This window comes from Streptomyces sp. SLBN-8D4 (assembly GCF_049739545.1).
GTDB classification, from domain to species: domain Bacteria; phylum Actinomycetota; class Actinomycetes; order Streptomycetales; family Streptomycetaceae; genus Streptomyces; species Streptomyces canus_C.
Genome location: NZ_JBMGQC010000001.1, coordinates 4,356,350 through 4,382,013 on the forward strand (window position 1 = coordinate 4,356,350; position 25,664 = coordinate 4,382,013).

A 25,664-nucleotide genomic window follows, 5' to 3' on the forward strand; every position below is an offset into this window, starting at 1 on the left:
TCAACCGGAGGACCGATCCGTACCGCCCGCGCGTACTCCCCAAGGTGGAGGCCCCGTTCCCCTGTGCGCCTAGCCTGGCGGCGTGACCAATGACACGACCGGCGGCTGGACCGGCTGGCGGGCCGCCACGGAGGCCGCCCTCTACGGCCCGGACGGCTTCTACCGCAGGCCGGAGGGGCCCGCCGGACACTTCCGTACGTCCGTGCACGCCTCCCCGTTGTTCGCCGAGGCCGTGGCCCGGCTGCTGTGCCGCCTGGACGAGGCGCTGGACCGGCCGGCCCGGCTCGACTTCGTCGACATGGCCGCGGGGCGGGGCGAGTTGGCCGGCGGCGTCCTCGCCGCGCTGCCCGCGGAGGTGAACGCCCGCACCCGCGTGCACGCCGTCGAAGTCGCCGACCGCCCCGCCGCTCTCGATCACCGGATCGAGTGGCTGTCCGAGCCGCCGAAGGACATCACCGGGCTGCTGTTCGCCAACGAATGGCTGGACAACGTACCCGTGGAGATCGCCGAGACGGACTCCTCGGGCCTGCCGCGAAGGGTTCTCGTACGACGCGACGGCCGCGAACGCCTCGGGGAACCGGTCGCCGGCGCGGAGGCCGAGTGGCTGGACCGGTGGTGGCCGCTGACGGCCGGGGAAGGGCTGCGGGCCGAGATCGGCCTGCCCCGGGACGAGGCGTGGGCGTCGGCGGTGGCGACGGTCGGCCGGGGCCTCGCGGTGGCCGTCGACTACGCGCACACGGCGTCCTCGCGCCCCCCGTTCGGGACGCTCACCGGCTTCCGTGAGGGGCGCGAGTGCGCACCCGTGCCGGACGGGTCGTGCGATCTCACGGCCCATGTGGCGCTGGACGCGTGCGCGCTCCCCGGAGGGCGCGTGCTGACGCAGCGCGAGGCCCTGCGCGCCCTGGGCATCGGGGGCGCACGCCCCCCGCTCTCACTGGCCTCCACACAACCCGCTGCATACGTACGCGCCCTCGCGCGCGCCGGAGAGGCCGCCGAACTCACCGCGGCGGGCGGCCTCGGCGACTTCGGCTGGCTGATCCAGCCCGTAGGCGTCGACGGCCTGCTGGTCGACGGCCTACTTGTCGATGTCCCCGACCACGAAGAACAGTGACCCCAGGATCGCCACCATGTCCGCGACCAGCGTGCCCGGCAGCAGCTCGGCCAGCGCCTGGATGTTGTTGTACGAGGCCGAGCGCAGCTTCAGCCGGTACGGGGTCTTCTCGCCCTTGCTGACGAGGTAGTAGCCGTTGATGCCGAGCGGGTTCTCGGTCCACGCGTACGTGTGCCCCTCGGGCGCCTTGAGGACCTTGGGCAGGCGCTGGTTGATCGGCCCGGGAGGCAGCTCGGCGAGCCGGTCCAGGCAGGCGTCGGCGAGGTCGAGGGCGTTGTGGGTCTGCTCCAGGAGCACCTCGAAGCGGGCCAGGCAGTCGCCCTCGCCCCGGGTCACCACCTTCAGGGTGTCCTGGAGCTCCCCGTAGGCGAGGTACGGCTCGTCGCGGCGCAGGTCGAAGTCGACGCCCGAGGCGCGCGCGACGGGCCCGCTGACGCCGTACGCGTGGACGGTCTCCGGGGCGAGGACGCCCACGTCCCTGGTCCGCCCCCGGAAGATCTCGTTGCCGAGCACGAGGTCGTCGAAGCGGTCCATGCGCGAGCGCACGGCGGAGACGGCGGCACGCGCACGCGTGGTCCAGCCGGCCGGCAGGTCCTCCTTGAGGCCGCCGACCCGGTTGAACATGTAGTGCATGCGGCCGCCGGAGACCTCCTCCATGACGTTCTGGAGGACCTCCCGCTCCCGGAACGCGTAGAAGACCGGGGTGATGCCACCGAGCTCCAGCGGATACGAGCCGAGGAACATCAGGTGGTTCAGCACCCGGTTGAGCTCGGCCAGCAGCGTGCGCGTCCACACCGCGCGCGTGGGGACCTCCATGCCGAGCATCCGCTCCACGGCGAGGACCACGCCCAGCTCGTTGGAGAAGGCCGACAGCCAGTCGTGGCGGTTGGCGAGCATGATGATCTGGCGGTAGTCGCGCGCCTCGAAGAGCTTCTCCGCGCCGCGGTGCATGTAGCCGATCACCGGCTCCGCGCTGATGATGCGCTCGCCGTCCAGGACCAGCCTCAGGCGCAGCACGCCATGGGTGGACGGGTGCTGCGGTCCGATGTTGAGCACCATGTCGGTGCTCTCCGCGGCGCCGCCGATGCCGACCGTGGTCTCCGTCGTAGGAGTCATGGACACAGTCTCTCCTACGTACGCTGGCCCCATGGAGACGGGGAGCGGGCAGGACACAGAGGTCGCGGGCGACGAACCGGTGTGGATCGGGCTGCCGCCGGGGCTGCTGCGGATGCGGCGGCTGTTGCTGGTGGTGTGGCTGGGACTGCTCGCGGTGGGCCTGGGGCTGTTGCTCGGGCTGCTGTGCGGGCCCGTGTGGGCGGCGTTCGCGCTGCTGCCGCTCGCCCTCTGCGGCTGGGGCTGGGTGGTGCTCGGCCGCAACTGGCGCTCCTGGCGCTACGCCGAGCGCGCCGACGACCTGCTGATCAGCCGGGGTGTGCTGTGGCGCGAGGAGACCGTCGTGCCGTACGGCCGCATGCAGCTGGTGGAGGTCACCTCCGGGCCCGTGGAGCGGCACTTCGGGCTGGCCAGCGTCCAGCTGCACACCGCCGCCGCGGCGACCGACGCGACCATCCCGGGCCTCGACCCGGCCGAGGCGGAGCGGTTGCGCGACCGGCTCACCGAACTCGGCGAGGCCCGATCGGCGGGCCTGTGACGACGCCGGGCGTCGACGACGCCGTAGCGGAGAAGCGGGAGAGGGAACCCCTCGCCGAGCGGCGACTGCATCCCATAACGCCGCTCAGGCGGGCGTGGGCGCCGGTCGCCGTCGTCATCGGGTGGGCCGTGCACGACCCCGACCAGGCGCAGCGCCAGCTGACCCGGCTGACGACCACCACCCTGCTGATCGCCCTCGCCGTCATCGTCCCGGCCGCCGCCCTGTACGGCTTTCTCACCTGGTGGTTCACCCACTTCGCGGTGACCGACTCCGAACTGCGCATAAGGACCGGCCTGTTGTTCCGGCGCACCGCGCACATCCGGCTGGAGCGGATCCAGGCGATCGACGTCACCCAGCCGCTCCTCGCGCGCGTGGCGGGCGTCGCGAAGCTCCGGCTGGACGTCGTCGGCACCGACAAGAAGGACGAACTGGCCTTCCTCGGGGAGCGCGAGGCGCGGGCCCTGCGCGCGGAACTCCTCGCGCGCGCCGCCGGGTTCGCCCCCGAGACCGCGCACGAGGTCGGCGAGGCACCGGCGCGTGAGCTGATGCGCACGCCCCCGCGCGATCTCGCCCTCTCCCTCGTGCTGACGGGAGCCACCTGGGGCGCGCTGGTCGCCGCCCTCGTCGTACCGCCGCTGCTGTGGTGGGCCACCCACAGCCTGTGGACGGTGCTCGCGACCGCAGTACCGCTGCTCGGCGCGGCGGGGGCGAGCAGCGTGGGCCGGTTCGTCACCGAGTACGACTGGACGGTGGGCGAGTCCCCGGACGGGCTGCGCATCGACCACGGTCTCCTGGACCGCACCCACGAGACGGTGCCGCCGGGGCGGGTGCAGACCGTACGGATCGTGGAGCCGCTGCTGTGGCGGCGGCGCGGCTGGGTGCGCGTCGAGCTGGACGTGGCCGGGTCGTCCAACTCCGTTCTGGTGCCGGTCGCGCCGCGCGAGGTCGCCGAGGCGGTCGTCGCGCGCGTGCTGCCCGGGGTGACCGTGCCGCCCCTCTCGGCGCTGTCGCGGCCCCCGCGGCGGGCCCGGCGGTGCCTGCCCCTGTGGTGGCGCGGCCACGGACTCGCCGTCACCGACGCGGTGTTCGCCTCGCGGACGGGGCTGCTGCGCAGGAACCTGGCGCTCGTCCCGCACGCGAAGGTCCAGAGCGTACGGCTCACGCAGGGGCCCTGGGAGCGGCTGTGGCGGGTCGCCGACGTACATGTGGACACGGGAGCGAACAAGACCGTCACGGCCCGCCTGAGGGGCGCACAGGAGGCCGCGGAGCTGCTCGGTGCGCAGGCGGAGAGGTCGCGGACGGGACGGAAAGGGGCACGGCCCGACCGCTGGATGGTCTGACCGTGCCCCGTGCCCGTCGAGGACTTCGCGCGACCTGTGCGTCCGTCAGGACACGGCGCTGCGCAGCCCCTGCAGGTCGATCTGTTCCGTCTCGTCGTGAGCCGTCAGGTCGATGACCTGGCCGATGCCCCGCGACTCCTCGTCGGCCGGCTTGAAGTCCGACTCCGACTCGGCCTTGTGCAGGGCGAGGGCCTCCTGGCCGACGACGTCGGCGAGGTCCTCGTTCTGCACGGCCTCCAGCGCGTCCCGCGAGGCCCCGGCCTTCGTGCCGAAGAAGTCGAACCCGCCCTCGACCCGCGGGCGTCGCACGGGAGCCGTGGGCACGACGGCCACCGCGGTCGGCGCGATGAAGTGCCCGGCGGGCTGCTGCTGCGGCTGGGCGGCTCTCGCCGTGGTGGTGGCGGCCGCGCGCTCATGCCCGTCGACCGCCTCGGGCTTCCCCCGCGCCTCGTCCTCCTGCGCGGCCTCCGCCTCGGTACCGGCGGTGTCCGGCGCGGCGGAACCGGTGTTCGCCGGCTGCTTCCCGGAGTCGGCCTCGGTCTTGAGACCGGCCTTGGGATCGGCCTTCGCCCGCGTCTTGACGGGCCCGTCGCCGCCGTCCTCGTCGAGCCGCTTCAAGGCCGCGTTCGCCCGGAGGAACAGCCGGGATCCCTCCGGGGAGAAGATCGCGGGCCGCTCCGGCTTCTCGTCCGTGTCCTCAGAAGTCTCCGTGGCCGCGGAAGTCGCCGTGTCCTCAGAAGCCTTCGCGTCCTCCGCGGACCCCGCGGCCTCGGTCCCCGCCTCGGCCCCGGTCTCCGGCCCGTCCTCGGCAGCCACCGCCACGGCCTGCGCGTCGGCCTGCTCGGCCGACGGCAGCGCATGCGCCGGGGCGGCTTCTATCTCCAGCAGCCTGCGGCCCTCCAGGGCGCTCGCCCGCTCGGTCTCCGCGGTGGCGTACCGCCGCAGCAGCGCCGCGTGTTCGTTGCGCAGGCCCGCCAGCTCCGCGCGCTTCGCCCGCAGCCGCTGCTCCAGCTTGACGCGCAGCTCCCGCGACTCCTCGAGGTCGGTCTCGAGTTCGGCGACCCGCTCCTCGTGCCGCCACTCGTCGCTCGCCCGCGCGCGCGTGAGGTCGGCGACCTGCTTGCCCGCCTGCGCGTCCCAACGGCGCATGACGGCCGCCCCGACGACCGCGACCGCCGCGGCGAACGCGGCTATCACGCGCAGCACGGCCTGTTGGGAGAACACCCAGGGGCCGAAGGCGCAGACGAGGGAGACGCCTGCGATCGCCGACGGCGGCAGCAGCCTGTGCAAAGGCGGGGAATGGCGGTGACGTCCACGTGGCATGGCCAGAAACTTACCGCGAGTAGGCGAACCATGGTGCCCCGCCCCGTAAAAACACAGCCATCCCGCGGCCTTCACACCACACCGGGAATCGGAACGGCCGCCGAATTCGGCGTATTGATCACTCCTCGATCACTCACCGATCGCTCCTCTGCCGCTCAGCCGCCCGCTGACCCACTCCAAGGTCGCCGGGATCTCCCGACGCCAGGTGTTGAAGTTGTGCCCGCCGCTTTCGAGGATGATCGACGAGATCCGTGTCGTTTCCGTCGCCTTCACCCGCTCTATGAACTTCAGGGTGTCCTTGTAGTTCTTCTCTCCCACCTTGCTGCTGCTGACGAGCAGTGAGGTGTCCGGCGCGGGCAGGTGCTTGAGGCACCACCACAGGTTCGCGCGGTTGCGCAGCTTCTTGTCGCCCTGGAAGAGGTCGCCCGTGGTGGGGTCGACGGGGGCGTTGTAGTACGGGGACAGGCCCGCTCCGGCGGCGTATACCTTGGGATGGTGCATGGCGATTTTCAGCGCGCAGTATCCGCCCGTGGAGTCCCCGATGATCCCCCAGCTTCCCCGTTCCCTGCCCACCCTGTAGTGCGCGGTCACCGCTTCCGGAAGGTCCTTCGCGAAGAACGTCTCGGTCTGCGGACCGTCCGGAACGTCCGCGCACTCGGTGTCGCGCGGCGGCGCCACCGTCGGCCGCAGCATCACCAGGATCATCGGCTGCATACGGCCGTCCTTGGTGAGTTGCAGAGCCGTGCGCGGATAGTGGAGTTTGTCCACCAGCGCTCTCGCGGTGCCCGGATAACCGGTGAGCACGACGGACGCGGGGAAGGTACGCGTGCGATAGCGCTCCTGGAAATACTCCGGCGGGAGATAGACGTACGCGGGACTCGCGATGTGCGAGGTGGGGCCGACGATGTCGACCTTCTGGACCTGCCCGACCGACGACGGCCGAAAGCCGCTCCTTCCGGGCACGCCCCCGATCTCGGTCACCCTCAGGGGCCCGCTCGACCGGGTGCCCGGGGTGTGGTCGACCACCACGCCCTGATCGGTCTCCCGGCCGAACAGGTCGGCCCAGGAGGCGTAGAAGCCGAAGGTCTGGTTCGCGGCGAGTCCCACCGCCGCGAAGATCATGAGCTGCGTCGCGAGCAGCAGCCCGACCCGGCCGCTGACGGACCGCCAGCCACGGCGCGCCAACCGTGGCCAGAGCCACACCGTGCCGGCGAAGAGCGCCACCGCGGCCAGGACCGCCGGCACCAGCGTGTTGTTGCTCGTGAGACCCATTGCTTGCTTTCGCTTTCCTCGGCCTTTGAAACGGCTTTGAGGAGGTGAGTGAACCTCTCCTCACGAGACACCGTCCTAGAGGGCGCAATGTCGCCGGATGCCCGAATCGGGGCTCCGGATCCAAAGTCACTCGCAGAACCATGGGATGCGATGTCTGTCAGGACAGATGAGGAAATGTCGGGCGGGGTTCCGATCCGATCAACACGGCTGCGGCGTGCACTGCACGGCCCGCGCCCCGAGGCCGTCCCCGTCCTCGTCGCCAGAGCCTGCGCGCTTGTAGGGCTTCTGGACATCGCCGCCGGCGTCTTCCCACGCTTCCGGCACAGCCGTATGCACACCATGGCCGAGGTGCTGCCCGGCGCGCTCGGCCCGTTCGCGGCCGCGCTCTCGCTCAGCACCGGCGTGCTGTTGCTGCTGCTCGCCCACGGCCTCAGGCGCCACAAGCGCCGGGCCTGGCGGGCGGCCGTGGCACTGCTGCCGGCGGGTGCGCTGGCGCAGTTCACGTACCGCCACTCACTCGTCGGAGCCGCCATCTCGCTCGCCCTGCTCGCGCCGCTGCTGCGCCACCGCGACCAATTCAGGGCACTGCCCGACCCGCGCAGCCGCTGGCGTGCGCTCGCCAACTTCGTCCTCATGGGCGCCGGTTCCCTGATCCTCGGTCTGATCATCGTCAGCGTCCACCCGAACCGCATGCTCGGCGACCCGAGCCTGGCCGATCGCATCACGCACGTCCTGTACGGCCTCTTCGGCTTCGAGGGCCCGGTCGACTACCAGGGCGACACCTCGTGGACCGTGGGCGTCTCCCTGGGCGCCCTGGGCCTGCTCACGGCGATCACGACGATCTACCTCGCCTTCCGTCCCGAGCACCCCGCCGCCCAGCTCACCGAGGAGGACGAGTCCCGTCTCAGGGCGCTCCTCGCCAAGCACGGCGGCCGCGACTCGCTCGGCCACTTCGCGCTGCGTCGCGACAAGGCCGTCGTCTTCTCCCCCAGTGGCAAGGCGGCGGTGACCTACCGGGTCGTCTCCGGTGTGATGCTCGCCAGTGGCGACCCGATCGGCGACGTGGAGGCCTGGCCGGGCGCCATCGAGCGCTTCATGGACGAGGCCAAGGCGCACTCGTGGACGCCCGCCGTCATGGGCTGCTCGGAGACCGGCGGCGAGGTCTGGACCCGTGAGACCGGCCTGGACGCCCTCGAACTGGGCGACGAGGCGGTGGTGGACGTCGCGGATTTCTCGCTCGCCGGCCGCGCGATGCGCAATGTCCGCCAGATGGTCAAGCGCATCGAGCGGGCCGGTTACGAGACCCGCGTACGGCGCGTCCGTGACCTCGGGGAGACGGAGCTGGAGCGCGTGCGGCAGGCCGCCGACGACTGGCGCGGCACGGACACCGAGCGCGGCTTCTCGATGGCCCTGGGCCGCATCGGCGACCTCGCCGACGGCGACTGCCTCATCGCCACCGCCCACAAGGCCGACGACCAGCCCGGCCCGTACGGCGACCTCAAGGCGATCCTGCACTTCGTGCCGTGGGGCACCGACGGCGCCTCCCTCGACCTCATGCGACGGGACCGCGCCGCCGACCCCGGCATGAACGAACTGCTGATCGTCGCCGCCCTCCAGGCGGCTCCCAAGTTCGGCATCACGCGCGTGTCGCTGAACTTCGCGATGTTCCGCTCGGCCCTCGCGCGCGGCGAGAAGATCGGCGCGGGGCCGGTGCTGCGCGCCTGGCGGGGCCTGCTGGTCTTCCTGTCCCGCTGGTTCCAGATCGAGTCCCTGTACAAGTTCAACGCGAAGTTCCAGCCCCGCTGGGAGCCCCGCTTCGTCGTGTACCGGGCCTCCGGCGACCTCCCGCGCATCGGCTTCGCCGCGATGCAGGCGGAGGGCTTCGTCGACCTGGCCCTCCCGCTGCCGCGCTTCCTGCGCCGCCGTTCGCACACCGCACGCACGTGTGCCCACGCGGTCGGAGAGCGGGACGTAAGAGCGGCGTGACCGCTCGCTCCGGGACCGGCCCGGACGGAAGCCCCCCTCCTCCAGCCCGGGGCTTCCGTCCGGGCCGCGCGGTCCCGCGGCTCCACGCGGGGCCTAGGCTGAACGCATGAGCAAGCAGAGCGGACGCGGGCGCGTCGCCGGCCTTCCGGAATGGGACCGCTGCGCGGTCATGGGGGTCGTGAACGTCACGCCCGACTCCTTCTCCGACGGCGGCCGCTGGTTCGACACGACGGCCGCCGTCAAGCACGGCCTCGCCCTCGTCGAGGAGGGCGCCGATCTCGTCGACGTCGGCGGCGAGTCCACCCGCCCCGGCGCCACCCGCGTCGACGAGGCCGAGGAGCTCCGGCGCGTCGTCCCCGTCGTCCGCGGCCTCGCCTCCGAGGGCGTCACCGTCTCGGTCGACACGATGCGCGCCTCCGTCGCCGAGCAGGCCCTCGCCGCCGGCGCGTCCCTCGTCAACGACGTCAGCGGCGGCCTCGCCGATCCCTCGATGATCCCGGTCGTCGCCGACGCGGGCGCCCCCTTCGTCGTCATGCACTGGCGGGGCTTCCTGGAGGGCGGCAACGTCAGGGGCGTCTACGCCGACGTCGTCGCCGAGGTCCTCGACGAGCTCCACGCGCGTGTGGAGGCCGTCCTCGCGGGCGGCATCTCCCCCGACCGTGTGGTCGTCGACCCGGGCCTCGGCTTCTCCAAGGACGCCGAGCACGACCTGGTCCTCCTCTCCCATCTCGACCGCCTCCTCGGCCTCGGCCGCCCCCTGCTCGTCGCCGCCTCCCGCAAGCGGTTCCTCGGCCGTGTCCTCGCCGGGCCCGAGGGCGCGCCGCCGCCCGCGCGCGAGCGCGACGCCGCCACGGCCGCCGTCTCCGCGCTCGCGGCGCACGCCGGCGCGTGGGCGGTGCGCGTGCACGAGGTGCGCGCCACGGCCGACGCGGTACGGGTCGCCCGTGCCGTGGAAGGAGCGCGCACCGACGGCGCGAGCACCGCGGACAACGGCGCGGAAGGAGCCCGGTGAGCGCCCCGCACACCGACGTGGAGCAGGTGGAAGCCGCCAACACCGCCTTCTACGAGGCACTGGAGCGCGGCGACTTCGAGGAGCTGTCGGCGCTCTGGCTCACCCCTGCCGACCTGGGCGTCGACGAGACCTACCACGACCCGGCGGACGTCGGCGTGGTCTCCTGCGTGCACCCCGGCTGGCCCGTGCTGACCGGACGCGGCGAGGTCCTGAGGTCGTACGCGCTGATCATGGCGAACACGGACTACATCCAGTTCTTCCTCACGGACGTGCACGTCTCCGTCACCGGTGACACCGCCCTGGTGACCTGCACCGAGAACATCCTCAGCGGCGGTCCGGCGCCCGAGGGCGACGAGGAGCTCGGCCCGCTTGTCGGCCAGCTGGTGGTCGCCACGAACGTGTTCCGCCGCACCCCCGAGGGCTGGAAGCTGTGGTCCCACCACGCCTCCCCGGTGCTGGCCGAGAACGGTGAGAACGGTGAGAACGGCGAGAACGGGGACGAGGAAACGCCTTCCTGAACCCGTCGGGACCACGTCGGGACCCATCGGGACCAAGAAGTGGTTGGAATCACGAACCCCCGGGTATGGGCGGCTACCAACCCGTGAGCCGCCGGGTTCCCCAGGGGAAACACACGGTGAAACCTCCGGACCCCGGCAGCGGCCGCGCCCCTGTGGCCCGGTCCTGTCAGTGCTCGCAGGTAGATTCGTTCGAGGCCGGGGTACCGCCCGCACACGGTACGGACCGGCCGTCACCGACGATTGCAGGAGTGATTCGCGTGGATCGTGTCGCGCTGCGCGGCCTGAAGGCCCGCGGGCACCACGGTGTGTTCGCCCAAGAGCGCGAGGAGGGCCAGACCTTCGTCGTGGACCTCGTCCTCGGGCTGGACACCCGGCCGGCCGCCGCCGACGACGACCTGACGAAGACCGTGCACTACGGCATCGTGGCGGAGGAGGTCGTGGCCGTCGTACAGGGCGAGCCCGTCGACCTCATCGAGACGCTCGCCGAACGCATCGCCCAGGTCTGTCTGAAGCACGAGCGGGTAGAGGAGGTCGAGGTCAGGGTCCACAAACCCGACGCGCCGATCACCGTGCCCTTCGACGACGTGACCGTCACCATCACCCGGAGCCGAGTATGACCGCGTCCTTCGCCGCGGGTCACAGCGACCCGACCGTACAGCCGGTGCCCGCCTCCGTCGTGCAGCAGGTGGACGCCGCCGACGCCACCCTCCACAACCCGAAGCGCGCCGTGCTCTCCCTCGGTTCCAACCTCGGCAACCGCCTGGAGACCCTCCAGGGGGCCGTCGACGCCCTGGAGGACACGCCCGGCGTCCGCGTCAAGGCCGTCTCCCCGGTCTACGAGACGGAACCGTGGGGCGTGGCCGCCGACAGCCAGCCCTCGTACTTCAACGCGGTCGTCGTGCTGAAGACCACGCTCCCCCCGTCCTCCCTGCTGGAGCGGGCCCACGCGGTCGAGGAGGCCTTCAACCGGGTGCGGGACGAGCGCTGGGGCCCGCGCACCCTTGACGTCGACATCGTCACGTACGCCGACGTGGTCTCCGACGATCCGGTCCTCACCCTGCCCCACCCGCGTGCCCACGAGCGCGCGTTCGTGCTCGTCCCCTGGCACGACGTGGACCCCGAGGCCCAGTTGCCCGGCCGCGGCCCGGTCGCCGCCCTCCTCGGCACGGTCACGCGAAACGGCGTGGAAGCACGCAAGGACCTGGAACTCCGGCTGCCCGAATAGCCGTTAAGGTCAAGACGACCACTGTCCGTGGGACCGCCCAAGGACCTCGGGGGAGCTGAAGGGGCACCGTGAGAGAGCTGCGCATCAGGCTGCTGGCAGGCGTCTTCGCCGTGTCCGGGATCCTGTCCTGGGCGGGCGCCCGTCTGTGGAACTCGATCGGGACCCTGCCCAGCGTCCCGCTGGCCGCCCCCATCGTCCTCGCTCTGATCGCCGTGGTCCTCGTGGCCACGGCGCTCTCCCTGCGCGCCCGCCTCAAGGCCCAGCGCGAGCGCGTCCCCGAGGCGAAGGGCGTCGACCCCCTGATGGCGGCCCGCGCGGTCGTCTTCGGCCAGGCCAGCGCCCTGGTCGCCGCCCTCGTCTCCGGCATGTACGCCGGCACCGGCGTCCTCCTCCTGGAGTCCCTCGACATCCCCGCCCGCCGCGACCAGGCCATCTATGCCGGCTTCTCGGTCCTCGCGGGCATCGCGGTGATAGCGGCGGCGATGTTCCTGGAGCGGGTGTGCAAACTGCCGGAGGACGACGACCGGAACACAGGGGCCACCTCGACGGCGTGACCGACGCCGGTGAGAGCCGTCGGCGTGGAAGACGGCGGTGGGAAGAAGCGCCGCGTCACCGCGCCATGATCAGGCTCATCGCCTCGTTCCGCGTCGCCGCGTCCCGCAGCTGACCGCGTACGGCCGAGGTGAGCGTCTTGGCGCCGGGCTTGCGGATGCCCCGCATCGACATGCACATGTGCTCGCACTCCACGACGACGATCACTCCGCGGGGCTCCAGGATCTCCATCAGAGAGTCCGCGATCTGCGTGGTGAGTCGTTCCTGCACCTGCGGCCGCCGGGCGTAGACGTCCACGAGCCGGGCCAGCTTGGACAGTCCCGTGATCTTGCCGGTGGTGGCCGGAATGTAGCCGACATGGGCGACGCCCCGGAACGGCACGAGATGATGCTCACAGGTCGAGTACACCTCGATGTCCTTCACCAGCACCATCTCGTCATGGCCCAGGTCGAACGTCGTGGTCAGCACGTCCTCGGGCTTCTGCCACAGCCCCGCGAATATCTCCTTGTACGCCCGCGCCACCCGCCCCGGCGTCTCCCGGAGCCCCTCACGGTCCGGGTCCTCCCCGACCGCGATCAGCAGCTCGCGTACGGCGTTCTCGGCGCGCTTCTCGTCGAAATCGCCGATGGAGCCGGCGCCGTCCAGCGTCACGGGATCGGTCATTCCTGTGCCTCGTTCCTAGAGTCCACACGGCCGAAAAACGCCGCGGCCCCCCAGGCTAAAACCTGGGGGGCGCGGCATCCATTCCGGGCCCGGTGAGGTCACCGGGGCGGGACGGGTGAGCGTCAGCTCTCGGGTCGCTCCTCGGGAACGGCCTCCGTGGCCTGCTCCGACGCGGTGGCCTTGGCGGTGGAGATCGCCGGGGTCGCGCCGTTGGCGCCGTTCGTCAGTGCGAGCTCCTTGGGGGAGAGCACCGGCGGACGGGTGGAGGGGGTGCGGCGGGAGGAGCCGGTCCAGGCCGGCCGCGGGGGACGCTTGACGATGGGAGCGAAGATCTCGGCGATCTGCTCCTTGTTCAGCGTCTCCTTCTCCAGCAGCTGGAGCACCAGCTGGTCGAGGACGTCGCGGTTCTCGACCAGGATCTCCCAGGCCTCGTTGTGCGCCGTCTCGATGAGCTTCTTGACCTCCTCGTCGACCAGCGCGGCGACCTCTTCCGAGTAGTCACGCGGGTGCGACATCTCCCGGCCCAGGAACGGCTCGGTGTTGTCGCCACCGAACTTGATGGCGCCGAGACGCTCGGTCATGCCGTACTGGGTGACCATCGCGCGGGCCGTTGCGGTGGCCTTCTCGATGTCGTTCGCAGCGCCGGTGGTCGGGTCGTGGAAGACCAGTTCCTCGGCAGCGCGGCCGCCCAGCATGTAGGCCAGCTGGTCCAGCATCTCGTTGCGCGTGGTCGAGTACTTGTCCTCGTCCGGCAGGACCATGGTGTAGCCCAGAGCACGGCCTCTCGAGAGGATCGTGATCTTGTGGACCGGGTCGGAGTTCGGGGAAGCCGCCGCGACCAGGGCGTGTCCGCCCTCGTGGTACGCGGTGATCTTCTTCTCCTTGTCCGACATGATCCGGGTCCGCTTCTGCGGGCCCGCCACCACTCGGTCGATCGCCTCGTCGAGCATGTGGTTGTCGATGAGCTTCTGGTTGCTGCGCGCCGTGAGGAGCGCCGCTTCGTTCAGCACGTTCGACAGGTCCGCGCCGGTGAAGCCCGGCGTGCGACGCGCTACGGCCGACAGGTCGACGTCGGGCGCGACCGGCTTGCCCTTCTGGTGGACCTTGAGGATCTCCAGACGGCCCTGCATGTCCGGACGGTCGACCGCGATCTGGCGGTCGAAGCGGCCGGGGCGCAGAAGAGCCGGGTCGAGGATGTCGGGCCGGTTCGTCGCGGCGATGAGGATCACGCCGCCCTTGACGTCGAAGCCGTCCATCTCGACGAGCAGCTGGTTCAGCGTCTGCTCGCGCTCGTCGTGACCACCGCCGAGGCCGGCGCCGCGATGGCGGCCGACCGCGTCGATCTCGTCGACGAAGACGATCGCCGGGGCGTTCGCCTTGGCCTGCTCGAACAGGTCACGCACTCGGGAGGCACCGACACCGACGAACATCTCGACGAAGTCGGAACCGGAGATCGAGTAGAAGGGGACACCGGCCTCGCCCGCGACGGCGCGCGCGAGCAGGGTCTTGCCGGTGCCGGGAGGGCCGTACAGCAGTACGCCCTTGGGGATCTTTGCCCCGACTGCCTGGAACTTCGCCGGTTCCTGGAGGAACTCCTTGATCTCCTGGAGCTCCTCGACGGCCTCGTCCGAGCCGGCGACGTCCGAGAACGTCGTCTTCGGGGTGTCCTTGGTGATGAGCTTCGCCTTGGACTTCCCGAAGTTCATGACCCGGGAGCCGCCGCCCTGCATCTGATTCATCAGGAACAGGAAGACGACCACGATGAGGACGAAGGGGAGCAGGGAGAGCAGGATCCCGACGAAGGCGTTCTGCTTCGTCGGCGAGACGGTGTACCCGTCGGGGATCTGCTTGTCCTGGAACTTGGTCTGCAGCGTGTTGGCGATGGTCACGCCCTGGTCGCCGATGTAGCTCGCCTGGATCTTCGAGCTGCCCTCGACCTTTTCGCCGTCCTTGAGCTGGACCTTGATGGTCTGCTCGTCGCCGGTGGTCAGCTTGGCCTGTTCGACCTTGTTGTCATTGATCGCCTGGACGACCTGGCCGGTGTCCACCGTCTTGTAGCCGCCGGACGAGCCGACAACCTGCATCAACACGACCACGGCAAGGACGGCCAGCACGATCCACATGACCGGCCCACGGAAGTATCGCTTCACGTCCATCCATACGGAGCGGTGCCGCCCCGTCCCTCCTGCCATAGTGAGTTTGATAAGACAGTTCTTCTGACGGTACCCCAGCATTGTGGGCCGAAGCCGCACGGGAGGGCTGCACGAACCCGTCTGCATGCTCCAACGGCGCGAAACCCGCTGGGGTTCCCGATCGTCTTACAGGGCTTGAGCCGTCTGGCTCAGCCGCCGTAGACGTGGGGCGCGAGCGTACCGACGAACGGGAGGTTGCGGTACTTCTCGGCGTAGTCGAGACCGTAACCCACGACGAACTCGTTGGGGATGTCGAAGCCCACCCACTCCACGTCGATGGCGACCTTGGCGGCGTCCGGCTTGCGCAGCAGGGTGCACACCTTGAGCGACTCCGGCTCGCGCGAGCCCAGGTTCGACAGCAGCCAGGACAGCGTCAGGCCGGAGTCGATGATGTCCTCGACGATCAGGACGTGCCTGCCCTTGATGTCGGTGTCGAGGTCCTTGAGGATCCGCACCACACCGGAGGACTGGGTGCCCGCGCCGTAGGACGACACGGCCATCCAGTCCATGGTGACGGGGGTGGACAGCGCCCGGGCGAGGTCGGCCATGACCATCACCGCGCCCTTGAGGACGCCGACGATCAGCAGGTCCTTGCCCGCGTACTCCGCGTCGATCTTCGCGGCGAGCTCCACGAGCTTCGCGTCGATCTCTTCCTTGGTGATGAGTACCTCTTTGAGGTCGGCACCCATGTCTTTCGCGTCCACCCGCATCACTTTCGGTCGTCACACCAGCCGCCCGCCGCCCCCGGAGGGGGCAGGGGTTCAGCCTTGCCGAATCACCAGTCTGCCACCCTGCCGTTGGGCCACGACCTTGCCCGGGAGATTGATGGCCCCCTGGCCGCGCCAGCCGGTGATCAGCCGGTCGACTTCCTCGATGTGGCGGGCGAACAGGGATCCGGCCGGGGCGCCGGCCTCGATGGCCGCCTGGCGCAGGACGCGGCGACGCACGGCGGGCGGCAGCGCGTAGAGCTTGGCGCACTCCAGGAGGCCTGCCGCGTCGCGTACGGAGGCCTCGGCCTGGCGGGCCCAGGTGTCGAGGGCGTCGGCGTCGTCGCGGGAGAGCTGGGCGGTGCGCGCGAGAGCCTCGACGACTCCTTTGCCGAGGGCCTTCTCCAGGGCGGGCAGACCCTCGTGGCGCAGCCGGGAGCGCGTGTAGGCGGGGTCGGTGTTGTGCGGGTCGTCCCACACGGGCAGGGACTGGACCATGCAGGCCTTGCGGGCGGTCTGCCGGTCGAGTCCCAGGAAGGGGCGGCGGTAACGGCGGGCGGCCCCCGGGCGACCGGAGACAACGGCCATCCCGGACAGCGAGCGGATGCCGGAGCCGCGGGCGAGGCCGAGCAGGACGGTTTCGGCCTGGTCGTCGCGGGTGTGGCCGAGCAGGACGGCGATCGCGCCCTGGCGTTCGGCCGCGGCGTCGAGGGCGGCGTAGCGGGCGTCTCGCGCGGCGGCCTCGGGTCCGCCTTCGCGGCCGACGGTCACGGCAGTGGACTCGACGGGGTCCAGGCCCAGTTCGCGCAGCCTGAGGACGACTTCCTCGGCGCGCAGGTCGGAGCCGGCCTGGAGGCCGTGGTCGACGGTGACGCCGCCGGCGCGGAGGCCGAGTTTGGGTGCCTCGAAGGCGAGGGCGGAGGCGAGGGCCATGGAGTCGGCGCCGCCGGAGCAGGCCACGAGGACGAGCGGTGACGGCGGGCGCTCGTGCGGGCCCTGCTCGGCAGGAGCGTGCCGGCCGTCAGAGGCGTGCAGGTCGTTGAGGATGTCGTGGAGGACGCGGCGGACCGCCAGGCGTATCGCCGCGACCGCAGGATGGGGACCCATGTCCGGTTCCCTTCATGAAGTTTTCGGGGGGTGAGCCCGAGATTCGGTCACGCAGAGTGTGTAGATGGTGACAGAACCGGGCCGTTCCCCGAGCATTGCACGCCTACCCATCGCTCACGGTCCCTCGGACGGGTGATTGAAGGGGCGTTCGCCTGCCGTCGGCCGAATTCCTCTCACGACGTCCGTACACGGTTCACGACTCGGCCTTGCGGTGCACCCGCGCGACCCAGTCCGCCGGTTTGGCGATCTCCGTCTTGGTCGGGAGGGTGTTGGGTGAGGTCCACACGCGGTTGAAGCCGTCCATGCCGACCTGGTCGACGACGGCCCGCACGAAACGCTCGCCGTCTCGGTACTGCCGGAGTTTGGCGTCCAGGCCGAGCAGCTTGCGCAGGGCCATGTCCAGACGGGAGGCCCCCTTGGCCCGCCGCTGCTGGAACTTCTCGCGGATCTCGGCGACGCTCGGCACGACCGCCGGGCCCACCCCGTCCATGACGAAGTCGGCGTGGCCCTCCAGGAGGGACATCACGGCGGTGAGGCGGCCGAGGATCTCCCGCTGGGCGGGCGTCTGCACGATCTCCACGAGGGAGCGCCCCCCGTCTTCGTCCACCTCGCCCTCGGGCCGGCCGCCGGCCAGCGACTGGGCGGCCTCCCTGATGCGCTCCAGGACGGTCATGGGGTCGACCTCCGTCTCCCCCAGGAACGACTGGATTTCGCCCTCCAGGTGGTCGCGCAGCCAGGGCACGGCCGTGAACTGGGTGCGGTGCGTCTCCTCGTGCAGACACACCCACAGGCGGAAGTCGTGGGGCTGGACGTCGAGTTCGCGCTCCACGTGCACGATGTTCGGGGCGACGAGGAGGAGTCGGCCGCCGCCGTTCTCTCCCGCCGGGAGGTCGCGGGTGGACGGGGCGAAGGTCTCGTACTGGCCGAGGACGCGGGAGGACAGGAACGACAGGAGCATCCCGAGTTCGACGCCGGTCACCTTGCCGCCGACGGCGCCGAGGACCGCGCCGCCGGGGGTGTTGCCGCGCCGCTCCTGCATCTTCTCCAGGAGGGGCTTGAGGATCTCCCTGAACCCGGCGACGTTCGCCCGGACCCAGCCGGGTCGGTCGACGACGAGGACGGGAGTGTCGTGGACGCCTTCCGTCCCCATCCGGGTGAAGCCCCGGACGTGTTCCTCCGAGGCCTTGGCGTGCCGGCGCAGTTCCGCGACGACGGCCCTGGCCTCGTCGCGGCTCACGTCGGGGCCCGGCCGTACGAGCCGGGTCGCGGTCGCCACCGCGAGATTCCAGTCGACCATCTGAGAAGAAGCAGCACCACCGATGCTCGTCATGCGTCAACCGTACGTGAGCGGTCCCGCTTGGGGCAGGCCGCGCGGGAGGGCAAGGCGGACGCCGGGTCAGCCGCAGCCGCAGGCGGCCAGTGCCGAGGCCGTGCGGTCGAGCGCGCTCTGCGCCGCCCCCGGGTCCGTCGTGTCCCCGGCCAGGAACGCGAAGGCCAGCAGCCGGCCTTCCTGGTCGACGACCGTCCCGGCCAGGGTGTTCACCCCGGTCAGGGTGCCCGTCTTGGCCCGTACGACGCCTGCCGCGCCGTCCGTGTAACGGCTGGTCAGAGTACCGGTGAAGCCCGCCACCGGGAGGCCGGTGAGGACGGGGCGCAGCTCCGGCCGGGCCGGGTCGCCCGCCTTCACCAGCAGGGCGGTCAGCAGATTCGCCGTGAGCCGGTCGGCGCGGTCGAGTCCGCTGCCGTCGTGGAACTGGGCGCCGGCGAGCGGGAGTCCGAGCTTTCTCAGCCGGTCGCGGACGGCGGTGCCGCCGCCCTCGAAGTCGGCGCGCTGCCGGTCCGCCACGGCGGTCTGGCGGGCGAGGGCCTCGGCGATGTCGTTGTCGCTGTTGGTCAGCATGCGTTCGACCAGGGCGGACAGGGGCGGTGAGGAGACCTCGGCGAGGTTCTCGGCGCGGCCGGTCGCCTTGGAGGGGCCGGGGGACGTCGTCCTGACGCCGTCGGCCGCGAGGAACCGCGCGAACGTGCGGGTGGCGTCCGCCGCCGGGTCGCCCACGCGCGCGACGGGGCCGCTCGCGGAGTCGTCGGTGCGGGCCTCGTCCGCCATCAGCGCGCTGACGGGGGCGAGGTTGTCGTTGACCCCGATCGGGTGGATCTCGGAACCCGCGTAGAGGGTCTTGTCGTAGGAGAGCGTGACGGCCGTGATGTCGCGCTTCTTGAGGGCCGCGGCGGTCTCGTGGGCCAGTTCGCGCAGGCTCGCCCAGCCTCCGGCGTCCGCACGGGCGGTGAGCGTGGGGTCGCCGCCGCCGACGAGGACGAGTTCCTTGGTGTCGCGTTCCAGGGCCGTGCGGGTGGTGAGGCGGTGGTCGGCGCCGAGGGCGGACAGGGCGGCGACGGCGGTGGCGATCTTCGTGGTGGAGGCGGGGATCAGCGCCGTGCCGGCGCCCGCGCCGTAGAGGCGCCTGCCGCTGGCGACGTCCACGACGGCCGCCGTGTGGCGGGTGCCGAGCGCGGTGTTGCCGAGGAGCGGGCCGAGGACGGCGGCCAGGGCTTTTCCGGTGGGGGCGGACTTCACCGTGTTGGCCCCGCCGCCCAGCGCGACGAGCACGGACGCGGCGCTCGGGGCGGGGCGCGGCCCCGTGGCCGCCGTACCGGAATCACCCGCGTGATCTGTGCCACCCGTCCGTTCGAGCGCGACCGCCCGGTCCCGCTCGGCCGTACGCTGACCCGAGGAGTCCCACGGACCGGCGGCGGTCACCACGGTGGCGGCCAGCGCCAGACCGGCGCCGGCGGCGCCCGCGGTGTACTGCCAGGTCATGACGGTCTTCGGCCGGGTCATCCCGGCAAACCGTGTGACCTGCGGTTTCACGGCGGCGGCGGTCCGTGCGAGATACGGCCGTACGGTGTCCGTGGCCCGGGTCAGTCCTGGACTTACGGCGTCCGTGGCGCGTGCCAGACGCGGTCGTACGGCGTTCGCGATCCGCGTCACCCGCGGTCCCGCGTCCCGCCAAGGCCTCAGTTCAGGCACGACCAACAGCCCCTTTCGCGATCACACACCTGCGTGAGGGACACTTAACCACCAGAACTATGTGTTGATCATGGAGGAGTCACCGGTGGAGTTCGACGTCACGATCGAGATCCCGAAGGGTTCGCGGAACAAGTACGAGGTGGACCACGAGACCGGTCGGATCCGCCTGGACCGTCGACTCTTCACCTCGACCGCCTACCCGACCGACTACGGATTCGTCGAGAACACCCTCGGCGAGGACGGCGACCCGCTGGACGCGCTGGTCATTCTTGACGAGCCGACGTTCCCGGGCTGCCTCATCAAGTGCCGTGCGATCGGGATGTTCCGCATGACGGACGAGGCCGGCGGCGACGACAAGCTGCTGTGCGTCCCGGCGACGGACCCGCGCGTGGAGCACCTGCGCGACATCCACCACGTCTCCGAGTTCGACCGCCTGGAGATCCAGCACTTCTTCGAGGTCTACAAGGACCTGGAGCCCGGCAAGTCCGTCGAGGGCGCCGACTGGGTCGGCCGTGTCGACGCCGAGGCCGAGATCGAGCGGTCCTACAAGCGCTTCAAGGACCAGGGCGGCCACTGAGCCCTGTGCCCCGGACGGGCCGCACGCGCACGCGTGCGGCCCGTTCGTGTGCCCGCGCATACTGAGGCCCCACGGAATGTGTCGTTCAGGGAGCGTTACGGAGTGACGGAGGCGGAGCACCGCAAGCCGCAGTCGGACGAGGCCAGGAGTTTCTACGACTCCGAGATCACGTCCGAGTTCGCCGTTCCCGACGGGCTCGCCGTGCCGAGAACCGTCGGCGGCGAGCCGGAGACCACGTCGGAGTTCGCGCTGCCGAAGGGGCTGGACGTTGCGCAGCCGTCGGCCGTGGAGCCGGAGAAGTCGGCGTTCAGTACGCCCCGTACCTACAGTGCGAAGGACGCGCCGCCCGCGTTCACCCCGCCGACCGGCATACCGGTGGTCAGTCTCACCAAGGACCTGCCCTGGCAGGACCGGATGCGCACGATGCTGCGGATGCCGGTGGCCGAGCGGCCCGCGCCGGAACCGGTGCAGAAGTCCGAGGACGACGCCGGTCCTGCCGTCCCGCGCGTGCTCGACCTGACGCTGCGCATCGGCGAGTTGCTGCTGGCGGGCGGTGAGGGCGCGGAGGACGTGGAGGCGGCGATGTTCGCCGTCTGCCGGTCCTACGGCCTGGACCGCTGCGAGCCGAACGTCACCTTCACGCTGCTGTCGATCTCGTACCAGCCGTCGCTCGTGGACGACCCCGTGACGGCCTCCCGGACGGTGCGGCGGCGTGGTACCGACTACACGCGCCTGGCGGCCGTGTTCCGGCTCGTGGACGACCTCAGCGACCCCGAGACGGCCATCTCCCTGGAGGACGCCTACCGGCGGCTCGCGGAGATCCGCCGCAACCGCCACCCGTATCCGACCTGGGTGCTCACCTCGGCGAGCGGGCTGCTCGCGGGCGCGGCCTCCGTGCTGGTCGGCGGTGACCTGCTCGTCTTCGTCGCGGCCATGCTGGGCGCGATGCTCGGCGACCGGCTGGCGTGGCTGTGCGCGGGGCGCGGGCTGCCGGAGTTCTACCAGTTCACGGTCGCCGCGATGCCGCCCGCCGCGATCGGGATCGCGCTGACGCTGGCCCATGTGGACGTGAAGGCGTCCGCGGTCATCACCGGTGGGCTGTTCGCGCTGCTGCCCGGGCGGGCGCTGGTGGCCGGCGTCCAGGACGGTCTGACCGGCTTCTACATCACCGCGTCGGCCCGGCTCCTGGAGGTCATGTACTTCTTCGTGGGCATCGTGGTGGGCGTGCTGGTGATGCTCTACGTCGGGGTGCAGCTGGGGGCGCATCTCAATGCCGACGAGGCGCTGTCGACGGATCCGCGGCCGCTGTGGCAGATCGCGGCGTCGATGCTGTTGTCGCTGACCTTCGCGGTGCTGCTCCAGCAGGAACGATCCACCGTGCTGGCCGTCACCCTGAACGGCGGTGTCGCGTGGTGCGTGTACGGCGCGATGCACTACACCGGCGAGTTCTCCCCGGTCGCCTCCACGGCGGTGGCGGCGGGGCTGGTCGGCCTGTTCGGGCAGCTGCTGTCCCGGTACCGGTTCGCCTCCGCGCTGCCGTACACGACCGCGGCGATCGGGCCCCTGCTGCCGGGTTCCGCCACGTACTTCGGGTTGTTGTCCATCGCCGGGAACCAGGTCGACGAGGGGCTGGTGTCCCTGTCGAAGGCGGCGGCTCTGGCCATGGCCATCGCCATCGGGGTCAACCTCGGGTCCGAGATCTCCCGGCTGTTCCTGAGGGTCGGTTCCGCGGGGAAGCGGCGGGCCGCCAAGCGGACGCGCGGATTCTGACCCGCGGCCCCGCGGCTGTCAGTACCCCTGGTTGTACGGGTTCTGCTGGTTCTGCTGCCCGTACTGCTGGTTCTGATCGCCGTACTGCTGGTTGCCGTAACCCTGCGGGTACTGCTGGGCGTAGGGCTGCTGTTGCTGCGGCTGCTGGGCGTAGGGCTGCTGCGGCTGCTGTTGCTGCTGGCCGTAGTACTGGTCGTAGCCGTTGTGCTGCTGCGGGGACTGGGGAGGCTGCTGCTCGTCGTCGGACGGGATGCGGCGCAGCTGGGTCGTCGCGTCGTCCATGGGCTGGTACGGCTGCTGGGGCGGGGCCTGCGCGGCGGCCCGCTTCTTCTTGGCGCGCTCGCGCAGGTACTCGATGAGGATCGGGACCACCGAGACCAGGACGATCAGGACCAGGATCGCCTCGACGTTCTTCTTGATGACGTCGATCTGGCCGAGCCAGTAGCCGGCGAGGGTGACGCCGGTGCCCCAGGCCACGCCGCCGATGAGGTTGTACGTCAGGAAGGTGCGGTACTTCATCCGGCCGGCGCCCGCCACGATGGGGGCGAAGGTCCGCACGATCGGCACGAAGCGGGCCAGGACGATCGCCTTGGGACCGAACTTCTCCATGAACTCGTGGGCCTTCTCCAGGTTCTCCTGCTTGAAGAGCTTGGAGTTGGGGCGGCTGAAGAGCCTCGGGCCGAAGAACTTGCCGATCATGTAGCCGACCTGGTCGCCGAGGACGGCCGCGAGCACGATGAGCGCGCACACCAGCCACAGCGGCTGGCTGATGAGATGCCCCTCGGCCACGAAGAGACCCGCCGTGAACAGCAGGGAGTCGCCCGGCAGGAACGCGAAGAGGCCCGACTCGGCGAAGACGATCAGCAGGATTCCGGGGAGGCTGAACGTCTCGATCAGATAGTCGGGGCTGAGCCACTCGGGGCCGAGCGCGAGCGTGGTCACGGGATTGTGGCTCCTGCGTGTGGGGATCGGGGCTGGGACTGGCTGCCCTCAAGTATCAACGCAGCCGCGGTGGCCCAGGTTCCATGGGGGTCCCCAGGATGCACTGTGCTCCGTCTGGGACAAAGCTGTGAGCCATGGGTATTGACGAATACGGCGGCGGTCAGGGGCCTCGGCCCGACGTGCTCGTGGTGACCACGAACGACGTGCCCGGTCACCGGGTCCAGGAGGTGCTGGGCGAGGTCTTCGGGTTGACCGTGCGCTCCCGGCACATCGGCAGCCAGATCGGCGCCGGGCTGAAGTCGATGGTCGGCGGCGAGCTCAAGGGGCTCACCAAGACGCTGGTGCAGACCCGCAACCAGGCCATGGAACGGCTGGTCGAGCAAGCACGCGCGCGGGGGGCGAACGCCGTGCTGATGTTCCGCTTCGACGTGACCGAGGCGGCGGACGTCGGCACGGAGGTGTGCGCCTACGGGACGGCGGTGGTCCTGGCCCGGGAGTGACCCGTACGGGATCCCGGGCCAGGACGTCACGTGGTGTGCCGGGCCGCGTTGCCGAGGATCGCGTCCTTGAGGTGCGCGGCCAGGCCCTCGTGCATCGAGTCGTAGTACGCCTTGAATCGCTCGTCGGAGACGTACATCTCGGCGAGACACGTGTGCATCTCGTACGGGCATTCGAAGTACCACGTGCCGATGTGCCGGCGGTGTTCCTCGGCCAGGTCCATGGCGCGCTCCCCGGCCGGGGGCTCACCGGCGGCCATCAGGGCCGTGTAGCGCTCCTCCCAGTCCTTCACCGCGGCGGTGATGCGCTTCCAGTCGTCCTTGGTGTAGCGGGCCGCGCGGCGCTGCGACTCGGCGTAGATGTCCGTGCCGCCCCAGCGCTGTTCCGCCTCCTCGGCGTACTGCTCGGGGTCCTTGTCCCCGAACACCTCGAACTTCTCCTCAGGCGTCAGATTGATCCCCATCGTGCGTGCCTCCATGGCGTGCTCCACGGCCTCCGCCATCTTCTGCAGTTTCTCGATCCGAGCGGTCAGCAGCTCGTGCTGGCGGCGCAGGTGCGCGCGCGGGTCCGCGGCCGGGTCGTCGAGGAGGGCGGCGACCTCGTCGAGCGGGAAGCCGAGCTCGCGGTAGAACAGGATCTGCTGCAGCCGGTCGAGGTCGGCGTCGCTGTAGCGCCGGTGGCCCGCGTGGCTGCGCTCGCTCGGGACGAGCAGGCCGATGTCGTCGTAGTGGTGCAGCGTGCGCACCGTCACGCCGGCGAAGCCCGCGACCTGTCCCACGGAATAGCTCACTTCGTCCGCTCCCTTCTCGGTACGCGCTCCACGGTGGCTCCTCACGCCACGTGAGGTGCAAGTGGGTTCTCCCGGAATGTCATGACCGTTTTGCCCGCTTATCGTGAACTCGTGGCCCAGGACACCGCGCAGCAGGCATCCGCCGCCCCGGCGACCCCGGCGCGCGCCCTGCTGCCGTTGATCCTCCCCGCTCTCGCCGTCGGGGTGACCGCGAGCCTCCTGCTGCTCGGGGTGAGCGCGGCGGCCGAGAAGCTCCAGCACGTGCTGTGGCGCAACCTGCCGGACGCGCTGGGGGTGGGCCGGTACTCCGTGCTGTGGATGCTGGTCATGCTCACCGCGACCGGGGTGGCCGTGGGTCTGGTGGTGTGGAAGGTCCCCGGGCACGCAGGACCGGATCCGGCGACCACCGGCCTTGACGCTCCCGTGCTGCCGCCCGCCGTGCTGCCGGGCCTCCTTCTGGCCACCGCCCTGATGCTCGCGGGCGGGCCGAGCCTGGGCCCCGAGAACCCGATCATCGCGGTGAACGTGGGGCTCGCCTTCTGGCTGGGGCGCCGGCTGATCCCGCGGATGCCGCGCGGGCTGTGGCCGGCGCTGGCGGAGGCGGCGACGATCGGCGCGCTGTTCGGGACCCCGGTGGCGGCCGCGCTGGTGATCTCCGAGGCGCTGGCCGGACGGCAGCTCAGGGGCGCGCTGTGGGACAGCGTCTTCGGGCCGCTGCTGGCGGCCGCGACCGGCGCGCTGACGACCACTCTGCTGGCCCATCCGAGTTTCGACCTCGGTCTGCCCGCGTTCGGGCGGCCCGGCTGGGGCGATCTGCTGGCGGTGCTGGTGATCGCGTCGGCCGGCGCGCTGCTCGGCATGGCGGCCGTGCTGGCCTTCCCGTACGTCCACGGCGCGTTCGCGCGGCTCAGGCATCCGATGCTGATGCTGCCCGTCGGCGGGCTCGTGCTGGGGCTGCTCGCGGCCGTCGGCGGCCGTCTGACGCTCTTCAAGGGGCTCGACGAGATCGACGAGCTGGCGGCCGACCCGACGGGCTGGTCGGCCGGACAGTTCGCCACCATGGCGGTGGTGAAGCTGGCGGCGCTGCTCGTCGCGGCCTCCTGCGGTTTCCGGGGCGGGCGGATCTTTCCCGCCGTGTTCGTGGGCGTCGCCTTCGGACTGTGCGCCCACGCGCTCGTGGACGCCGTGCACCCGGCCGTCGGCGTGTCGGCCGGGGTGCTGGGCGTGTTGCTCGCCGTCACCCGGCAGGCCTGGGTGAGCCTGTTCACTGCCGCCGTACTGGTGGCCTCGCCCGCGATCCTCGCGCTGCTGTGCATCGCCTCCCTGCCGGCCTGGCTGCTGGTGACGGGGCGACCGCAGATGCAGTTGCGCGAGGACGGAACCCCTCTCCGCTGACCGAC

At 71.1% G+C, this 25,664-nt stretch carries 24 protein-coding genes; 13 read left to right on the forward strand and 11 right to left on the reverse strand.

Features of this window, described 5'->3' with window-relative positions; all coding sequences use genetic code 11:
• Window positions 1-82 precede the first annotated feature (82 nt).
• Window positions 83-1,111: an SAM-dependent methyltransferase gene (locus RKD20_RS19580; RefSeq protein WP_424878840.1), complete on the forward strand. Its 1,029-nt coding sequence runs from the start codon at window positions 83-85 to the stop codon at window positions 1,109-1,111.
• Here the strand turns inward: RKD20_RS19580 and RKD20_RS19585 are convergent.
• Window positions 1,076-2,227, reverse strand: a complete 1,152-nt coding sequence (locus RKD20_RS19585; protein ID WP_424878841.1) for an NADH-quinone oxidoreductase subunit D — start codon at window positions 2,225-2,227, stop codon at window positions 1,076-1,078. The two genes, RKD20_RS19580 and RKD20_RS19585, sit on opposite strands and share 36 nt — an antisense overlap.
• A gap of 31 nt (window positions 2,228-2,258) precedes the next feature.
• Here RKD20_RS19585 and RKD20_RS19590 point away from each other — a divergent pair, with 31 nt between their 5' ends.
• Both RKD20_RS19590 and RKD20_RS19595 read left to right on the forward strand, forming a co-directional pair.
• On the forward strand, window positions 2,259-2,762 hold the full coding sequence (locus RKD20_RS19590; RefSeq protein ID WP_424878842.1) for a PH domain-containing protein: 504 nt from the start codon (window positions 2,259-2,261) through the stop codon (window positions 2,760-2,762).
• On the forward strand, window positions 2,759-4,102 hold the full coding sequence (locus RKD20_RS19595; RefSeq protein WP_424878843.1) for a PH domain-containing protein: 1,344 nt from the start codon (window positions 2,759-2,761) through the stop codon (window positions 4,100-4,102). The genes RKD20_RS19590 and RKD20_RS19595 overlap by 4 nt, the downstream gene beginning before the upstream one ends.
• A gap of 45 nt (window positions 4,103-4,147) precedes the next feature.
• On the opposite strand, the gene RKD20_RS19600 is transcribed toward RKD20_RS19595, so the two are convergent.
• Entirely contained in the window at window positions 4,148-5,425 is a 1,278-nt protein-coding gene (locus RKD20_RS19600) for a hypothetical protein (protein ID WP_424878844.1), read from the reverse strand.
• A gap of 129 nt (window positions 5,426-5,554) precedes the next feature.
• Window positions 5,555-6,697 (reverse strand): alpha/beta hydrolase, encoded by a 1,143-nt coding sequence (locus tag RKD20_RS19605; RefSeq protein WP_424878845.1) that lies wholly within the window; start codon window positions 6,695-6,697, stop codon window positions 5,555-5,557.
• Window positions 6,698-6,871: 174 nt separating this feature from the next.
• Between RKD20_RS19605 and RKD20_RS19610 the strand changes: the two genes are divergently transcribed.
• The 6 genes from RKD20_RS19610 (at window position 6,872) to RKD20_RS19635 (ending at window position 11,992) form a co-directional block, all read left to right on the forward strand.
• Window positions 6,872-8,683, forward strand: coding sequence for a phosphatidylglycerol lysyltransferase domain-containing protein (locus RKD20_RS19610; RefSeq protein WP_424878846.1), 1,812 nt, complete (start codon window positions 6,872-6,874; stop codon window positions 8,681-8,683).
• Window positions 8,684-8,789: 106 nt separating this feature from the next.
• Entirely contained in the window at window positions 8,790-9,695 is a 906-nt protein-coding gene (gene folP, locus RKD20_RS19615) for a dihydropteroate synthase (protein ID WP_424878847.1), read from the forward strand.
• The gene (locus RKD20_RS19620; RefSeq protein ID WP_424878848.1) at window positions 9,692-10,213 is read left to right on the forward strand and encodes a nuclear transport factor 2 family protein; all 522 of its coding nucleotides are present in this window, start codon (window positions 9,692-9,694) and stop codon (window positions 10,211-10,213) included. Before folP ends, RKD20_RS19620 begins: the two co-directional genes overlap by 4 nt.
• A 257-nt stretch (window positions 10,214-10,470) precedes the next feature.
• The gene (folB, locus tag RKD20_RS19625) at window positions 10,471-10,830 is read left to right on the forward strand and encodes a dihydroneopterin aldolase (protein WP_424878849.1); all 360 of its coding nucleotides are present in this window, start codon (window positions 10,471-10,473) and stop codon (window positions 10,828-10,830) included.
• A complete protein-coding gene (gene folK / locus RKD20_RS19630) occupies window positions 10,827-11,438 on the forward strand; it encodes a 2-amino-4-hydroxy-6-hydroxymethyldihydropteridine diphosphokinase (protein WP_424878850.1) in 612 nt (203 codons plus the stop codon). Before folB ends, folK begins: the two co-directional genes overlap by 4 nt.
• Before the next feature lie 68 nt (window positions 11,439-11,506).
• Entirely contained in the window at window positions 11,507-11,992 is a 486-nt protein-coding gene (locus RKD20_RS19635; protein ID WP_424878851.1) for a DUF3180 domain-containing protein, read from the forward strand.
• A gap of 55 nt (window positions 11,993-12,047) precedes the next feature.
• Here RKD20_RS19635 and folE read toward each other — a convergent pair whose 3' ends face one another.
• From folE to dacB, 6 genes are all read right to left on the reverse strand, one after another.
• The gene (folE, locus tag RKD20_RS19640) at window positions 12,048-12,653 is read right to left on the reverse strand and encodes a GTP cyclohydrolase I FolE (RefSeq protein WP_424878852.1); all 606 of its coding nucleotides are present in this window, start codon (window positions 12,651-12,653) and stop codon (window positions 12,048-12,050) included.
• A gap of 122 nt (window positions 12,654-12,775) precedes the next feature.
• Entirely contained in the window at window positions 12,776-14,809 is a 2,034-nt protein-coding gene (ftsH, locus tag RKD20_RS19645) for an ATP-dependent zinc metalloprotease FtsH (RefSeq protein WP_031042693.1), read from the reverse strand.
• Window positions 14,810-14,994: 185 nt separating this feature from the next.
• Window positions 14,995-15,555: a hypoxanthine phosphoribosyltransferase gene (gene hpt / locus RKD20_RS19650; protein WP_020122574.1), complete on the reverse strand. Its 561-nt coding sequence runs from the start codon at window positions 15,553-15,555 to the stop codon at window positions 14,995-14,997.
• Window positions 15,556-15,606: 51 nt separating this feature from the next.
• The gene (tilS, locus tag RKD20_RS19655) at window positions 15,607-16,659 is read right to left on the reverse strand and encodes a tRNA lysidine(34) synthetase TilS (RefSeq protein ID WP_424878853.1); all 1,053 of its coding nucleotides are present in this window, start codon (window positions 16,657-16,659) and stop codon (window positions 15,607-15,609) included.
• A 193-nt stretch (window positions 16,660-16,852) separates the two neighbouring features.
• Window positions 16,853-17,989 carry a zinc-dependent metalloprotease gene (locus RKD20_RS19660; protein ID WP_424878854.1) on the reverse strand — a complete coding sequence of 379 codons (1,137 nt, stop codon included), beginning with the start codon at window positions 17,987-17,989 and terminating at the stop codon, window positions 16,853-16,855.
• Window positions 17,990-18,055: 66 nt separating this feature from the next.
• Window positions 18,056-19,648 carry a D-alanyl-D-alanine carboxypeptidase/D-alanyl-D-alanine endopeptidase gene (dacB, locus tag RKD20_RS19665; protein WP_424883270.1) on the reverse strand — a complete coding sequence of 531 codons (1,593 nt, stop codon included), beginning with the start codon at window positions 19,646-19,648 and terminating at the stop codon, window positions 18,056-18,058.
• 124 nt (window positions 19,649-19,772) lie between these two features.
• Here dacB and RKD20_RS19670 point away from each other — a divergent pair, with 124 nt between their 5' ends.
• Together RKD20_RS19670 and RKD20_RS19675 are read left to right on the forward strand one after the other, a co-directional pair.
• Complete coding sequence (locus RKD20_RS19670) at window positions 19,773-20,264, forward strand: inorganic diphosphatase (protein ID WP_007383738.1); 492 nt, start codon at window positions 19,773-19,775, stop codon at window positions 20,262-20,264.
• 102 nt (window positions 20,265-20,366) lie between these two features.
• A complete protein-coding gene (locus tag RKD20_RS19675; protein WP_424878855.1) occupies window positions 20,367-22,034 on the forward strand; it encodes a threonine/serine ThrE exporter family protein in 1,668 nt (555 codons plus the stop codon).
• An 18-nt stretch (window positions 22,035-22,052) separates the two neighbouring features.
• On the opposite strand, the gene RKD20_RS19680 is transcribed toward RKD20_RS19675, so the two are convergent.
• Window positions 22,053-22,976, reverse strand: coding sequence for a DedA family protein (locus RKD20_RS19680; RefSeq protein ID WP_424878856.1), 924 nt, complete (start codon window positions 22,974-22,976; stop codon window positions 22,053-22,055).
• A gap of 134 nt (window positions 22,977-23,110) precedes the next feature.
• Here RKD20_RS19680 and RKD20_RS19685 point away from each other — a divergent pair, with 134 nt between their 5' ends.
• On the forward strand, window positions 23,111-23,476 hold the full coding sequence (locus RKD20_RS19685) for a YbjQ family protein (RefSeq protein WP_020122580.1): 366 nt from the start codon (window positions 23,111-23,113) through the stop codon (window positions 23,474-23,476).
• A 26-nt stretch (window positions 23,477-23,502) separates the two neighbouring features.
• On the opposite strand, the gene RKD20_RS19690 is transcribed toward RKD20_RS19685, so the two are convergent.
• On the reverse strand, window positions 23,503-24,264 hold the full coding sequence (locus tag RKD20_RS19690) for a MerR family transcriptional regulator (RefSeq protein ID WP_424878857.1): 762 nt from the start codon (window positions 24,262-24,264) through the stop codon (window positions 23,503-23,505).
• 111 nt (window positions 24,265-24,375) lie between these two features.
• Here RKD20_RS19690 and RKD20_RS19695 point away from each other — a divergent pair, with 111 nt between their 5' ends.
• Window positions 24,376-25,659: an ion channel protein gene (locus tag RKD20_RS19695; RefSeq protein ID WP_424878858.1), complete on the forward strand. Its 1,284-nt coding sequence runs from the start codon at window positions 24,376-24,378 to the stop codon at window positions 25,657-25,659.
• Window positions 25,660-25,664 lie beyond the last annotated feature (5 nt).